We start from the raw sequence: 15005 nt of genomic DNA on the forward strand, positions 1-15005 counted from the left end.
TTTATCATCAAAAAAAACATTAATTCATCATAATGCCTCTATCATTTTCATAACCATTTGCGCCGAGCTGACCGCCGCCGTTTTTAAAAATTCGTCAAAGCTGACATCGGCCTTTTCATCTGCCGAATCGGACACCGCCCGAATGACCACAAACGGCGTTTCCAGTTGATAACACGCCTGCGCAATCGCCGCCGCTTCCATTTCGACCGCTTTTACCTCAGGGAAGTGCCCGCGTATCTGCGCCACCGTTTCGCTGCTGTGCACAAACTGATCGCCGCTGACAATCAGCCCCTGAGTTACCTGCGCACCTTCAAATACCGCCGCCGCTTGATTGGCTACAGCAACCAAACCGACATCGCTGTCATATGCGGCAGGCAGTTGCGGCACTTGCCCCCATAAATACCCGAAAGCCGTGACATCCACATCATGATGAGCCATTTGCGTGCCCACCACTACATCGCCGATTTTCAAACCCTTGCCCAAGCCGCCCGCGCTGCCGGTATTAATCACGCAATCCGGTGCAAATTGGTGAATCACCCAAGCCGTCGCCACCGCCGCATTGACCTTGCCGATACCGCTCAAAGCCAGTACCACGCGTTTGCCCGACAATTCGCCGACATAGGCTTGGAATTTGCCGAATGCCACTTCCTGCGCATGATTCAGACGGCCTTTCAGTAACTCGATTTCTTGCGCCATCGCACCAATCACAGCAACCGTTTTCATCGTCATCCTGATTCCTTTTCCTGATAAAAATTTGCGCCATTATAGCAAAAGCCGTATCCGATTTAGCGCATCCTGTTCCGATTTTATCCATTATGCCTGCCGTTCAGTTTTTTTCCATTTTGCAACGGCTGTGACAGAAATATTATTGCGCATTTGCCCTGACACGGGCGTAAGCCTTTCATCCTTGATATAATGTGTTTCAAATAAAAAGGATTTGATACACATGATGTACGATGCGCCCCCCACTCCCAAAGACGAGCTGTTCGGCTGGCTGCGCCATATGAACAAATACAAAGGCTCGGATTTGTTTGTAACCCCCAATTTCCCGCCGGCCATGAAAGTGGACGGTAAAATTACGCGCCTGTCGGATGAGCCGCTGAGCGCCGAGCGCTGCATGGAAATCACTTTTTCCATCATGAACCAAAAGCAGATCGAAGAGTTTTCCAATACCAATGAATGCAATTTCTCCATCAGCCTGCCCGATACCAGCCGTTTCCGTGTCAATGCGATGGTGCAGCGAGGCGCGACAACGCTGGTGTTGCGCTCCATTACCGGCGATATTCCGAAGTTTGAAACCCTGAATCTGCCGCCGATTTTACAAGAAATCGCTTTGCGCAAGCGCGGCTTGGTGATTTTTACCGGCGCAACCGGTTCGGGCAAATCCACCTCGCTGGCCTCGCTCATCGACTACCGCAATGAAAACAGCTTCGACCACATTATTACCATCGAAGACCCGATTGAGTTTGTCCACCAGCATAAAAATTCCATCATCACCCAACGCGAAATCGGCGTGGATACCGAAAACTGGTCGGTTGCCCTGAAAAATACCCTGCGCCAAGCGCCGGATGTGATTCTCATCGGCGAGATTCGTGACCGCGAAACCATGGATTATGCGATTGCATTTTCCGAAACCGGCCACCTGTGTTTGGCCACCTTGCACGCCAACAATACTAACCAAGCGCTTGACCGTATCATCAACTTTTTCCCGGAAGAGCGCCGTACCCAGCTCTTAACCGACTTATCGTTGAATCTGCAAGCCTTTATTTCACAACGTCTTATCCCGCGCGAATCAGGCAAAGGCCGCGTGGCGGCGGTAGAAGTATTGCTCAACTCGCCGCTGATTGCCGATTTGATTCATAAGGGCGAGATTTACGGCATCAAAGAGCTGATGAAAAAGTCCACCGCCCAAGGCATGCAAACCTTCGACCAAGCCTTGTACGAGTTGTATGAAAACGGCGACATCAGTTTTCAAGAGGCCATTAAAAATGCCGACTCCGCGCATGATTTGCGCTTAGACATCCAACTGCGCAGCCGCCGTGCACAAAATGCTGGGCCGGATTTGGAATTGATTTGAGTTTGTCGGCTATCGCCGTTATCTGTTGAAAATAAAATGCCGTCTGAAAATTTTTTCAGACGGCATTTTCTATCTTTCTATCTTTATTTTCTTTCTAACGACAGCCCACCGGCGTCCATGTGCCATACTTCATCCGCCAAAGCATCCGCATCGGCTCGGTCATGACTGATAAGCAACATCGGAATGCCGCTCTGCTGCTGTATATTCAATACCTCCTGCCGCGTATGCGCCCGTAAATCGGTATCCAAGGCGGAAAACGGCTCGTCCAGCAGCAACAACTCCGGCTCAGTAATCAAGGCGCGCGCTAATGCGGTACGCTGCTTTTGCCCGCCGGAAATGCGGTTAGGATAATGCCCGGCTACCCGCTGCAACTGCAAGCGTTCCAGCCAATATTGCGCTTTTTCAGAGTGCGCAGCCTGCCCGTGATTCGGCCTTTTCGGTGGATTGCGTATGCCCTGATACAGACCGAACTCAATATTTTGCGCTACCGTCAAATGAGGAAACAGCGCATAATCTTGAAACAGCAGGCCGACTTTGCGCTGCCGGGCTGCCAAATCAGTACGCGTTGCACTGTCAAACCAAGTTTTACCGCCTATGCGGATATGCCCGCTGTCCGGCCGGATAAGCCCGCTCAACATCTGAAACGTCAGGCTTTTTCCCGAGCCGGATGCGCCGAGAATCACCAATTTTTGTGCGTCCGACTGCAAAGCGATATTCAACTCAAACCCTGGCAATTTTTTGTGCAATTCAATCTCAAAACGCATCATTTGCCCCCTTCGTGCGCTTTCATTAGACGGCCTGCCAGCAGCAACACCACAATACATACTGCCGACACCAACACCACCAAGCCGTTGGCCAAAGCGTCATTGCCCGCCTGCACCGCCTCATAAATGGAGATGGACAGCGTTTGTGTCTGCCCGGGAATACTGCCCGCAATCATCAAAGTTGCACCAAATTCGCCCAATGCACGGGCAAAAGCCAGCAATATCCCCGCCAAAATGCCGCGCCAGGCCAAGGGCAGTGACACGCGGAAAAATACTGCCCACTCGTTCAAGCCCAATACCCGCGCCGCTTGTTCCAACTGCGGATTCACTTCCTCAAACGCCGCCCGCGCCGGTTTGAACACCAGCGGGAAAGTCACCACCACGGCGGCGATGACTGCACCCTGCCAAGTAAAAATCAGATTGATACCAAACGCAGATTTTAACCACGCGCCCAAAGCGCTGTTGCGCCCGAAAGCCACTAATAGGTAATAGCCCATCACCGTCGGCGGCAAAACCATCGGCAGGGTCAGCAGGGTATCCAGTAAATTGCGGCCGTGAAAGCGCCAACGTGCCAGCGCAAAACCGGCCGCCGTACCGAAAATAATATTCAGCAAAGTGGCAGTTCCAGCCACTTTCAGCGACAGCAGTAAGGTAATGATTAGAGATTCGTTCATAAAATGGGAAAAGGCCGCACCAAAGGCAGGCTTTGCACTCTGAAAACGGCCGATGTGAAGATAAAGGCGGTAGGTTTTAACCCAATCAAATAAAGCAAGTAAAACGGTGGGTTGAAACCTACCCTGTGGGTTTGATTAACGCGGTTTTTTAAAACCGTATTTCGCCAATACGCCCTGACCTTGCGCAGACAACACATACTGCGTAAAGCGTTTGGCTTCGGCTTTTTGCTTGCTGTCGGCAGTGACCGCAATCGGGTAAGACACCGGCTGCTGCGTCGGCACGGTTTTCAAGACTTTCACTTTGTCTTTCATCAAAGCCGCGTCGGTATTGTAAACAAAGCCTGCATCCACTTCGCCGCGTGCCACATAATCCAGCGACTGGCGCACGTTTTGGGTGGTAATCACTTTCGGCTGAATGGCCGCCCATACGCCGGCTTTTTCCAGCGCGGCTTTGGTGTAACGGCCGACCGGTACGCTTTGCGGGTTGCTGACGGCAATGCGGTCAAAGCGGTAACTTTCCAAATCATTCAGACGGCCTACGCTCAATTTGCTGTTTTTCGGCGCGGCGATCACCAATGAATTTAAGGCAAAGGTTTTGCGGGTGGCTTTGTCAATCACATTTTTTGCCTGCGCCTGGCTCATGGTTTCTTCATCGGCAAAGGCGACCACGTCCACAGGAGCGCCTTGCAAGACTTGTTGCAGCAGGGCGCCCGAACCGGCGGTGTTCAGCTTGATTTTGCTTTGCGGATATTGTTTTTCATATTTGGCGGCAATTTCGCCGAATGCGTCTTTCAAGCTGGCGGCGGCGGAAACGGTAATGTCGGCGGCAAACAGCGGGGTGGCAACCGCGCTCAAAAGTAAAAATAAAGCAGATTTTTTCATTAATATGTTCCTTGATGTAAAGAATAGTGTTTTATCATTTTTTGGTTTTAATAAAATAATTCTTTAGAATTAGTTATAAAGGACTAATTATATATGTAAACGTAATAACCGCAGACTACCGCTTGACCTCTCCATATTCCGTCAATATCGGTTTGGATTACCTGTCTCTTGCCTCTTAATCGAAACAGGCAGCCATTCGCAGCCCTATGCCGTCTGAAAAAACGTATAATAGCGGGCTGTTTGTTACCCTATAAATGACTTTATGAACCCCGCTTCTCCCCAATCCGATTTCAAACGCGGCATGAAAGACTGCTCGCCCATGCTTATCGGGCTGCTGCCGTGGGCAATTATCCTCGGCGTGCAAGGCGGTCAGAAAGGCATGAGCTGGTTAGAAATGCTGATGATGACCGGCATGAATTTCGCCGGCGGCTCGGAGTTTGCCGCCGTTAACCTGTGGGCGCACCCGCTGCCGATTCTGCTGATTGCCACCGTTACTTTTATGATTAATTCGCGCCATATTCTGATGGGTGCGGCCTTGGCGCCCTATATGAAAGGCATGCCGCTGAAAAAAGTCATGCCTGCGCTGTTTTTTATGTGCGACGAGAGCTGGGCGATGGGCTTGGCTGAAGCGCAGCGACGCAAAGCCGCCGGTTTGGGCGGTTTCAACCTGCCGTATTACATGGGTGTGTGTTTTATCTTCTATACCTTTTGGATCAGCTTTGCTGCCATCGGCGCGGCGGTGGGCCCAATGTTCGGCGATGTGGCGGCATGGGGCTTCGGCATGGCGTTTCCGGCGGTGTTTTTGGTATTGATGCGCGGCATGTGGGAAGGTTTTGCCGCTGCGCGGCCGTGGCTGGTCAGCCTAATTGTCGCCGCCGTTACTTATTTATCCGTTGACGGCGCGTGGTACGTCCCCGCCGGCGCTTTATCCGGCCTGCTGGCAGCCTATTGGTGGGGAGAACAAGAATGACCGTCGCTTGGGATTCGTTTTTGGTATTTTGCAGCATGTTGGCGGTGACTTATTCTACCCGCCTGATTGGTTTCTTCGCCCTGCGCAACCGCACTTTGAGCCGCCGTGCGCAAGTGGTGATGGAAGCCGCGCCCGGCTGCGTGTTGATTTCGGTGATTGCACCCTATTTTGTGTCCGACAAACCGCACGAACTGATTGCCATCGCGCTGACTGTATTCGCCGCCAGCCGTTTTTCCATGCTGACCACGGTATTGGTGGGCGTGATTTCGGCAGGAGTACTCGGTCATTTGATGGGTTGAACACATGAACGCCTTCTCAACGGCCTGATGATTACAGGCAGCCTGATTATCGCCATCGGCGCACAAAATGCTTTTGTCTTAAAAAGCGGCCTACTCAAGCAACACAGCGGCTTAGTGGCAATGCTGTGTTGGCTGTGCGACATTGCGCTTATCGGCTTGGGCGTATTCGGCATTACCGCATTGATTGCCGACAACGGCTCTGCCGCCATGCTGCTGTCGCTACTGGGCGGCCTGTTTCTGCTGGCCTACGGCTTGTTGAGCGCACGCCGGGCATGGCACGGCGGCAATCAGTTGAGCGTAGATGGCGGCAATACACCCGCTGTCTCGCGTTGGAAAACCGCCGCAACCACGCTAGCGCTGACCCTGTTGAATCCGCATGTGTATATTGATGCCGTCATGCTGATTGGCGGCAGTGCGGCGGCGCTGAGGCCGTCTGAAAAAGGGCTGTTTTTCCTCGGCGCGATTACCGCTTCGGGCTTATGGTTTTTACGGCATTGCCTACGGCGCACGCCTGCTGCTGCCGCTGTTTCGCCGTGAAGCCGTATGGCGGCTGCTCGACAGCCTGATGATTGCCGTGATGATGTGGTATTTGGCGTTCGGGCTGCTGCGGCAAGCGTGGCAAACCGCCGCATAAACATCCCCACCTATGCGAACAAACCACACGAATATTCAGACGGCCTGTATAATGGCCGTCTGAAATTTTTTCCAAGATACGCAATTATGGCTAACCAACGCTTAATCTACGGCTTCCACGCCGTCAACGCTCGCCTGTGGCAAAATCCGAAATCCATTACCGAGCTGTATATCCAAGAAGGCAAGTCCGACGCGCGTACACGCGAAGTGTTGGAAAAAGCCGGTGCTGAAAACGTGCGCGTGCACTTTGCCAACATCGACCGCCTTAATACCATCAGCAAAGGCGCGCGCCATCAGGGTGTGGTCGGCTTTATCGACGCCTCGAAAAACCATGTCCACTTGGAAGACGTATTGGAAAACCTGCGCGAACCGGCTTTATTGCTGGTACTCGACGGCATTACCGACCCGCACAACCTCGGCGCCTGCCTGCGTACCGCCGACGCAATGGGCGTGCATGCGGTGATTGCACCCAAAGACAAAAGCGCCGGCCTAAACGCCACCGTCAGCAAAGTCGCCTGCGGCGCGGCGGAAACCGTACCTTATATTACCGTGACCAATCTTGCCCGTACCCTGCGCGAGCTGAAAGAATACGGCATTTGGATAGTCGGCACCGACATGGGCGGCGACGCCGATTTGTACCATGCCGATTTACCCGACAGCATTGCCTGGGTGATGGGCAACGAAGGCGAAGGCATGCGCCGCCTGACCCGCGAACATTGCGATATGCTGGTGTCGATTCCAATGTTTGGCACAGTCGAAAGCATGAATGTTTCCGTATCCGCCGGGATGGTATTGAGCGAAACCCGCCGTCAGCGGGTGTTGAAAGCGGAGCAATAACGCCGCGCTTGCGTAGTCGTAAAAACTAAAAAGGCCGTCTGAAAGCGATTTTGTCTTTCAGACGGCCTTTGTTTTATATCATCAAAAATACGAAAAAATATCAGCTCTTAATCCGGTTTACCAACTGTTGCGACCAATCGCCTTTATAGCCTTCCAGCTTGGATACTTTTTCCATCAACACCTCACCCATCGGGCTAGGATCGCCGGTAAACAGTGTTTGCAGGCCGTTGTTTTCGATAATCTGGCGGCGCAATGCCAAGCGCTCTTCGTGGTTTTCCGCCAAACGGATGGCGCGTTCGATATATTCTTCCACCGTATGCGCCACCAACCAATCGGGCAGACCCAAGCGTTTAAACAAGCCTTCGTCAATGTGTTCGTGCACTTCAGGGCCGGTTTTGCAGATACCGACCAAACCCAGCGTCACCATGTCGATAATGCCGTTGGTATTACCAAACGGAAACGGGTTAATCATCATGTCGCATTCGCGCAAAACGTCCAGATATTTCAGATACGGCTGCTGCGGGTAAGCGGTAACGTCGTTGCCTAAAAACGATTTCAGAAAACGCTCGATATACAAATGCGAAATCCCGCCCGACTGTCCCATGGCAAAATGAAAATGCACTTTTACCTTGGCTTTGTCGCGAATCTGGCGGCAGGCATCTAAGAAATACGGATTCAGCTTCATGGTGGTGGAAGCCACGCCGATTTGCACCACTTCGGGATGTTCGCGCAGCTTGTAATCCACTTTTTCCGGCGCTAAAGCGGACGGTACATACGGCAGCGCGTCTTTGGGCAGGCGCAGCAGCGTCTCGCTGAAACAGTCTTCCGAGCCGACATAATCGTCTTCTACAATCACATATTCGATAAATTGCGAATGCGTGGTCGCCGGATGGCCGAGCGCGATGGCCTGAATCGGCGCAAGACGGGTGTTGCTGGCAAAAATGGTGGTTAAATCCATGCCGATACTCGGCATGTAAAACACCGCCGGTTGCACACGTTCGCAAATACTGCGCACAAATTGCAGGCGCTCGATGGTGTTTTTATTGCGATCAAGCTGGTGGAACACGTCAAACACCTCGCGGCCGGGTTTGTCCACCAGATCGCTGCCGATACCGACGATGTAAAAATGCTTACGCGCCGCACGCAATGAGGTCGAGTGGGTACGGAAAATCGAGTGCGCCGAATGGAAATGCTCCAGCAACACCACCATTACCGGTTTGCCGTTAATCCGGCCGATTTTCTTCACGTCGCGGTCTTTCCAACCGCCTTCGAGCAGATGGCGGCGGATAACTTCATTAATACTTTCTTTAATGCGGTGTTTGTCGGCATCCAAAACATAGCTGCTGTGCATATACACATCGTGGGTAATGCGGCTGGGCAGTTTGTTGAGGTTTTGAATGGTTTTCAGCTTGGGCGGAAACCATTTCAAAATCATGCTGTGTTTGCCGTGCGCGGCAATCGTACCGGTAAAACGCGGCGAGAGCAGGGCAAAACACAACGACGCACATAAATCCGGATTCAGCTTCCATAAGACTTCAAAATCCAAATTGATATTGGACTCGGGGAAATACAAAATAAAAAACTTCTGAATCACACTCGGATTTTTAGCCGGCAGGCTGATACTGTTGGGGTCTTTCTCCACTCCGGCCGGACGGGTATCAAACGAGCGCAGAATATGGTCGGCGTTGATATAGGGCGAAGTGGCGAAAATCAGCGCCAACCAGCGTTGCAAGGTCAGCAGCGTCAATACGCCCTGCTCGGAAAAAGTCAGATCGGGCTGCTGGAACAAAGTCGTGACTGCCGCCGCCATACGGGTGGCAAACAGGCGGATGCCTTCAAACGGCATGTTTTTTAATTGCGCCGGCAATTCCGCTTCAATCCCCTGAATACCGCCGAAATTGCGGTCGAGCGCCTGCAAAATTTTAATCAGTTCCCGACAGGAAACTTCATGATTGTTTTCCCGCACGGCTTGTTCAAAAGCCGTCAAACTGGCAACGGGTTCTTTTTTTTCTGTTTGTTCTGTCATTTCCAACTCTGAGTCATTAGCCTAACCATCACGCTTGGAATTTTACCCAATCCGCCCGCAAAAAGCGATGCTGTTTATACCGCTTATCCGAATTAAAAGCCGAACTTCCGCTCCAAACCGCCGCTGCGGTTGTCCGATTACAACACCTGACCAGCCTGCCGCGCCGTTTGTCAGGCCGTCTGAAAACAGCAGACAGTCTCGCCCGCCAAGGTTGCCTTTTTAAAAAGTGCTACAATATCTGATTCATTGTTTTTACTCTTTTTCAGACGGCCTATCATCATGTGCACACACGACCATTCCCACAACCACGACAACGACACCATCCGCATCCGCGGCGCGCGCACGCATAATTTGAAAAACATCGACCTCGACATTCCGCGCCACAAATTGGTAGTGGTAACGGGTTTGTCGGGCAGCGGCAAATCGTCTTTGGCGTTTGACACACTGTATGCCGAAGGCCAGCGCCGCTATGTGGAAAGCCTGTCGCCGTATGCGCGCCAGTTTTTGCAGATGATGGACAAGCCCGATGTGGATTTGATTGAGGGTCTGTCGCCCGCGATTTCCATCGAGCAGAAATCCACCAGCCACAACCCGCGCTCCACCGTCGGCACCGTGACCGAAATCCACGACTACCTGCGCCTCTTGTACGCCCGCGCCGGTACGCCCTACTGCCCCGAGCACAATCTGCCGCTTGCCAGCCAGACCGTATCGCAGATGGTCGATAATGTGTTGGCTTTGCCCGAAGACACGCGCGTGATGATACTCGCCCCGGCCGAGCGCAACCGCAAAGGCGAATTTGTAGAATTTTTCAACGACTTACAGGCGCAGGGCTTTGCGCGTGTGCGCGTCGATGGCGAAGTGTATCAGCTCGATGAAGTGCCGAAATTGGAAAAAAACATCAAGCACAATATTGATGTAGTGATTGACCGAGTGAAAGTCCGCGCCGACATCAAGCAGCGTTTGGCGGAAAGTTTTGAAACCGCCCTCTTACACGGCGGCGATCGCGCCATCGCGATGGAAATGGACAGCGGCGAAGAACATTGGTTCTCCGCCAAATTCGCCTGCCCGGTCTGCACCTACAGCCTGCCCGAGCTCGAGCCGCGCCTGTTTTCCTTCAACAACCCGATGGGTAGTTGCCCCAGCTGCGACGGCTTGGGCAGCATGGATTATTTCGACCCCGACAAAATCGTCGCCCACCCCGAATTGTCGCTGGCGGCGGGCGCGATTAAGGGTTGGGATAAGCGCAACACCTTTTATTTCCAAATGATTCAGTCGCTGGCGCAGCATTATGGCTTCTATGTCGATAGCCCGTTTGAAGAACTGCCCGCCAAAATCCAAAAAATCGTGTTAAACGGTTCGGGCAAAGAAACCATCGAATTTACCTACCTTTCCGAGCGCGGCGGCACGTTTAAGCGCGAACACGCCTTTGAAGGCATTTTGCCCAACCTCGAGCGCCGCTTCCGCGAAACCGACTCACAAACCGTGCGCGAAGAGCTGATGCAATACCAAAGCCACCGCGCCTGCCCGAGTTGCGGCGGCGCACGTTTGCGCAAAGAAGCGCGTTATGTGTATGTCAGCGGCCAACCGCTGCACGAAATCTCCGCCTGGCCGCTGACGCAAACTTTAGATTTTTTCGAGCACCTCGATTTGGAAGGCAATAAAAAACAAATCGCCGAAAAAATCCTCAAAGAAATCACCGACCGCTTGGGCTTTCTGATTAACGTCGGCCTCAACTACCTCACCCTCAGCCGCTCCGCCGAAACCCTCTCCGGCGGCGAAGCGCAGCGCATCCGTTTGGCCAGCCAAATCGGCAGCGGTCTGACCGGCGTAATGTATGTGTTGGACGAGCCTTCCATCGGCCTGCACCAACGCGACAACGACCGCCTGTTGGGTACGCTCAAACACCTGCGTGATTTGGGCAACAGCGTGATTGTGGTGGAGCACGACGAAGACGCCGTGCGATCTGCCGACTTTGTGGTCGATATGGGGTCGGGCGCGGGCGAACATGGCGGCAAAGTGCTGGTGGCCGGTACGCCCGCAGAAATCGCCGCCTGCCCCGATTCCGTTACCGGCCAATACTTGAGCGGCAAAAAAACCATCCCCGTGCCGTCCGAACGCACGCCCGCCAACCCCGATAAAATGCTGGTGTTAAGCGGCGCACGCGGCAACAACCTGAAAAACGTCACCCTAGAGCTGCCGCTCGGCCTAATTACCTGCATTACCGGCGTCTCCGGCAGTGGCAAATCTACCCTGATTAACGACACGCTGGCGAAAATCACCGCCCGCGAGCTCAACCGCGCCCAAGCCGAGCCCGCGCCCTATGACGACATCAAAGGTTTGGAACACCTCGACAAAGTGATTAACGTTGACCAATCCCCCATCGGCCGCACCCCGCGCTCCAACCCCGCCACCTACACCGGCCTCTTTACCCCAATACGCGAACTGTTCGCCGGCGTTCCCCTTTCACGCGAACGCGGCTACAACGTCGGCCGCTTCTCCTTCAACGTCAAAGGCGGCCGCTGCGAAGCCTGCCAGGGCGACGGCATGATTACCGTCGAAATGCATTTCCTGCCCGACGTGTATGTACACTGCGAAGTGTGCCACGGCAAACGCTACAACCGCGAAACGCTGGATGTCCTCTACAAAGGCAAAAACATCAGCGAAGTGTTGGACATGACCGTCGAAGAAGCCTGTACCTTCTTCGAAGCCGTCCCCACCGTCGCCCGCAAACTGCAAACCCTGTCGCAAGTCGGCCTCGGCTACATCCGCCTCGGCCAATCCGCCACCACCCTCTCCGGCGGCGAAGCCCAACGCGTCAAACTTGCGCTGGAACTCTCCAAACGCGACACCGGCCGCACCTTATACATCTTGGACGAACCGACCACAGGCTTACACTTCGCCGACATCGCCTTACTATTGGAAGTCATAGGCCGTCTGAAAGGCAAAGGCAATACCATCGTAATTATTGAGCATAATCTTGACGTCATTAAAACGGCTGATTATATTGTGGATTTAGGGCCGGAAGGCGGCGACGGCGGCGGTCGGATTATTGCCAAAGGGTCACCGGAAGAGGTGGTTAAGGTTAAGGGGAGTTATACTGGGAAGTATTTGAAAAACTCATTAGAATAATAACTAATCATATCAATCAACTATTCTGAAATTACAAATATTAAGGATTTTTATATGACCACAAAATTATTTATTAGCTACAGCCATCAAGACGAATCATACAAAAAGGAATTGGAAACTCACTTAGCATCTCTGCGGCACAGAGGAATAATTGAGGTATGGAATGATAGGCGCATTTCAGCGGGGGAAGAATGGAAAGATGAGATTGATAATAATTTAAAAAATAGTGATTTAATCCTATTTTTAATAAGTTCTGATTTTCTTGCTTCTGACTATTGTATGGATAAGGAAGCACTACAAGCAATGAAACAGCACGAAGAAGGAACTTCTACTCTAATTCCTATCATTATACGACAGGTACGATGGCAGCAAGAAGAATTGAATAAATTCCAAGCATTACCTAAAGATGCTAAAGCTGTCTCATCCTCATCATGGAGTAGCTCTGATGAGGCATGGTGCAACGTAGTTGAGGGAATAGAAACAGTTTTAGAGACTATAAAAAAAAGAAAACCGAATTACAAATAACTGAAGTTCTTCATGATTCTCATGCTTTAAATCCTGAATTTTTAAAAAAGATAAATGACATTGACATTCAGTTATCTCACAGAGTAATCGATACTGTTGCTTTAACAGATATTTTCATCTATCCAGATGTTTCTACTTTATGGGAAAATGATGACCCAAATAGATTAAACCGAATAAAATCATCAGAAGAAATTATTCATGGTACAGGATTTTCAATAATTTTTGGAGAAGAACAACAAGGCAAAAGTAGTTTATTAAAAAAGGGATTTTTAGATTTAGTATTGAAAGGAGATTTTCCTTTGTTTTTGTCTGCAGAAGACATCAAATCATCTAATATAGAAAAAGAAATATCTAATCAGTTACAAAAACAATATTTAAACATATCCTACTCTGACTTTAAACAATCAAATAATTGCACAATTTTAATTGATGATTTTGATAAACTAAAATTAAATAATTCAGCGAAAGATAAGCTTTTAAATCAGCTTACGGATACTTTCAAAAAAGTTATAATTACAGCAACTGATTCTTTCAAATATATTTTACCTGATTTAAATGGTTTTGATAAGTTTAACCGACATGAACTTCGACTTTTGGGTTATCAACGCCGTGAGGAGTTAATAAAAAAGTGGATTTCTTTAGGGATAGAAGATTCAATTAGCGATTCTGATTTATATGATTCTGTTTGTGATTTGAGTGAAAAACTGAAAATTATTATTAGTAATAATATTGTTCCATCAAAGCCTATATATCTAATCATCTTCCTCCAAATGCAGGAAGCTGCTAATACCCAGAATTTAGAGTTGTCATCATATGGTCATTATTATCAACAATTAATATATCAATCTTTTCAGAAAGCAAATATAGATATTAAAAAATATGATAAATATATAAATATATTATCAGAGTTAGCTTTTTTTCTTTACCAAGAGGGAGCAGCTCTTGATGATAACCGATTGAAAGATTTTTTCCAGTAATATAGCCAAAATTTTATACTAGAGAACCCCCGAAGAAATAATTGAAAATTTAAAAAAATGTTCTATTCTAGTATCGATAGATACTAGAATTAGTTTCAAATATCCTTATATTTTTTATTTCTTTGTAGGAAAAAGGATTGCTGATTATCTTATTGAATCTGCAGATGAAGAAAGTAAAAATATTTTCTTTAATGTATTAGAAAAACTATATAAAGAAGACCATGCAAATATTTTAATTTTTATTACTCATCATACAAAAAGTCCTTGGGTATTGAAAAAAATAAATGATTTTCTTAAAAATCTTTTTAATAAAAATGCCCCAGCCCAATTAACTAGACCTGAGTTAGGATTTATGATGGATTTTGTCTCTAAAATCCCTGCATTAGTTATGGAGCAAAGAAATATCCAAACAGAAAGAGAAAATTATAATCGGTAACTTGATTCGCTTATGGAAGATAAAGAATCTGCAAATTTCTCCATGGAAAAGAAAGAAGAGTTTGAAGAAGATCTTTTATTGAATATAAATAAATCATTTAAAGCAATGGAAATTGCAGGACAAATTATTCGTAACAGATATGCAACAATAAGAAAAGATAGTCTAGAAAATCTAGCTGATGAAGGGATATTAACAGGTCTAAGATTTTTAAAATATTTTATTAAGTTATCTGATAACTTCAAGGATGAAATAATTGAGCTTATCAAAAAGAATCTTTCAGAACATCCTTCATTGACTAATACAGAAATAGGAAAAAATGCAGAAAATATATACATGAGAATAACATATGGAGTTATTTATAGTACATTACAAAAGATTGCGTCATCAATCGGCTCAAAGGATGCATGGGAGATTTATAAACAGCTTAGGATTAAAAATCCAACACCTGCTTATGCTTTATTATACCAAGCTATAGATTTACGATTTAATAATAGAAATTTAGATATTCAGACTTTAAAAGAAACGTACCAATCTGTAGAAAGTAATCCAGTTTGTGTAAGACTCTTGAGAGAGTTAGTAATACAGCACACATATATGTTTCCTATAGATTATAGAAAAAAACAACAACTATCATCTCTGCTAAAAATTGATATTCAGCAACAAACTCTCATGGATAAAAACAAAGGGGCTGTACTAGATAACTAGATTTATTCAAAATCATTTAGAATAAATCCCATGAAAAAAAGTCGACTGAGCCCTTATAAGCAAAACAAGCT

General features: G+C 48.8%; 15 protein-coding genes. 10 read left to right on the plus strand and 5 right to left on the minus strand.

Going from position 1 to position 15005, the window contains the following annotated elements; translation table 11 throughout:
- Positions 1 to 27: 27 nt before the first annotated feature.
- Positions 28 to 729 (minus strand): 5'-methylthioadenosine/adenosylhomocysteine nucleosidase, encoded by a 702-nt coding sequence (locus tag J2T37_RS09200; protein ID WP_253355303.1) that lies wholly within the window; start codon positions 727 to 729, stop codon positions 28 to 30.
- Positions 730 to 949: 220 nt separating this feature from the next.
- On the opposite strand from J2T37_RS09200, the gene J2T37_RS09205 reads away from it, so the two are divergent.
- The gene (locus tag J2T37_RS09205; protein WP_253355315.1) at positions 950 to 2077 is read left to right on the plus strand and encodes a PilT/PilU family type 4a pilus ATPase; all 1128 of its coding nucleotides are present in this window, start codon (positions 950 to 952) and stop codon (positions 2075 to 2077) included.
- Positions 2078 to 2160: 83 nt separating this feature from the next.
- On the opposite strand, the gene J2T37_RS09210 is transcribed toward J2T37_RS09205, so the two are convergent.
- From J2T37_RS09210 to modA, 3 genes are all read right to left on the minus strand, one after another.
- Positions 2161 to 2844 (minus strand): sulfate/molybdate ABC transporter ATP-binding protein, encoded by a 684-nt coding sequence (locus J2T37_RS09210; RefSeq protein WP_367398813.1) that lies wholly within the window; start codon positions 2842 to 2844, stop codon positions 2161 to 2163.
- Positions 2841 to 3515 carry a molybdate ABC transporter permease subunit gene (gene modB / locus J2T37_RS09215; RefSeq protein WP_253355304.1) on the minus strand — a complete coding sequence of 225 codons (675 nt, stop codon included), beginning with the start codon at positions 3513 to 3515 and terminating at the stop codon, positions 2841 to 2843. Before modB ends, J2T37_RS09210 begins: the two co-directional genes overlap by 4 nt.
- A 135-nt stretch (positions 3516 to 3650) precedes the next feature.
- Positions 3651 to 4397: a molybdate ABC transporter substrate-binding protein gene (gene modA / locus J2T37_RS09220; RefSeq protein ID WP_253355305.1), complete on the minus strand. Its 747-nt coding sequence runs from the start codon at positions 4395 to 4397 to the stop codon at positions 3651 to 3653.
- A gap of 262 nt (positions 4398 to 4659) precedes the next feature.
- Here modA and J2T37_RS09225 point away from each other — a divergent pair, with 262 nt between their 5' ends.
- From J2T37_RS09225 to rlmB, 4 genes are all read left to right on the plus strand, one after another.
- Positions 4660 to 5367: an AzlC family ABC transporter permease gene (locus tag J2T37_RS09225; protein WP_253355306.1), complete on the plus strand. Its 708-nt coding sequence runs from the start codon at positions 4660 to 4662 to the stop codon at positions 5365 to 5367.
- Positions 5364 to 5666, plus strand: a complete 303-nt coding sequence (locus tag J2T37_RS09230) for an AzlD family protein (protein WP_253355307.1) — start codon at positions 5364 to 5366, stop codon at positions 5664 to 5666. The genes J2T37_RS09225 and J2T37_RS09230 overlap by 4 nt, the downstream gene beginning before the upstream one ends.
- Positions 5667 to 5693: 27 nt before the next feature.
- A complete protein-coding gene (locus J2T37_RS09235; protein WP_253355308.1) occupies positions 5694 to 6203 on the plus strand; it encodes a LysE/ArgO family amino acid transporter in 510 nt (169 codons plus the stop codon).
- A 183-nt stretch (positions 6204 to 6386) separates the two neighbouring features.
- On the plus strand, positions 6387 to 7136 hold the full coding sequence (rlmB, locus tag J2T37_RS09240; RefSeq protein WP_253355309.1) for a 23S rRNA (guanosine(2251)-2'-O)-methyltransferase RlmB: 750 nt from the start codon (positions 6387 to 6389) through the stop codon (positions 7134 to 7136).
- 100 nt (positions 7137 to 7236) lie between these two features.
- Here the strand turns inward: rlmB and J2T37_RS09245 are convergent, their stop codons facing one another.
- The gene (locus J2T37_RS09245; RefSeq protein WP_253355310.1) at positions 7237 to 9162 is read right to left on the minus strand and encodes a UDP-glucose:protein N-beta-glucosyltransferase; all 1926 of its coding nucleotides are present in this window, start codon (positions 9160 to 9162) and stop codon (positions 7237 to 7239) included.
- 279 nt (positions 9163 to 9441) lie between these two features.
- Between J2T37_RS09245 and uvrA the strand changes: the two genes are divergently transcribed.
- From uvrA to J2T37_RS09265, 5 genes are all read left to right on the plus strand, one after another.
- Complete coding sequence (gene uvrA, locus J2T37_RS09250; protein ID WP_253355311.1) at positions 9442 to 12291, plus strand: excinuclease ABC subunit UvrA; 2850 nt, start codon at positions 9442 to 9444, stop codon at positions 12289 to 12291.
- A gap of 54 nt (positions 12292 to 12345) precedes the next feature.
- Positions 12346 to 12816, plus strand: coding sequence for a toll/interleukin-1 receptor domain-containing protein (locus J2T37_RS09255; RefSeq protein WP_253355312.1), 471 nt, complete (start codon positions 12346 to 12348; stop codon positions 12814 to 12816).
- Between the two features lie 299 nt (positions 12817 to 13115).
- On the plus strand, positions 13116 to 13793 hold the full coding sequence (locus J2T37_RS09260) for a hypothetical protein (RefSeq protein WP_253355313.1): 678 nt from the start codon (positions 13116 to 13118) through the stop codon (positions 13791 to 13793).
- A 40-nt stretch (positions 13794 to 13833) separates the two neighbouring features.
- Positions 13834 to 14229, plus strand: coding sequence for an STAND family AAA ATPase (locus J2T37_RS11580; RefSeq protein ID WP_437179472.1), 396 nt, complete (start codon positions 13834 to 13836; stop codon positions 14227 to 14229).
- Between the two features lie 12 nt (positions 14230 to 14241).
- Positions 14242 to 14934, plus strand: coding sequence for a hypothetical protein (locus tag J2T37_RS09265; protein WP_253355314.1), 693 nt, complete (start codon positions 14242 to 14244; stop codon positions 14932 to 14934).
- The last annotated feature ends 71 nt before the right edge of the window (positions 14935 to 15005 follow it).

The organism is Neisseria perflava (assembly GCF_024170405.1).
In the GTDB taxonomy this organism is placed as follows: domain Bacteria; phylum Pseudomonadota; class Gammaproteobacteria; order Burkholderiales; family Neisseriaceae; genus Neisseria; species Neisseria perflava_B.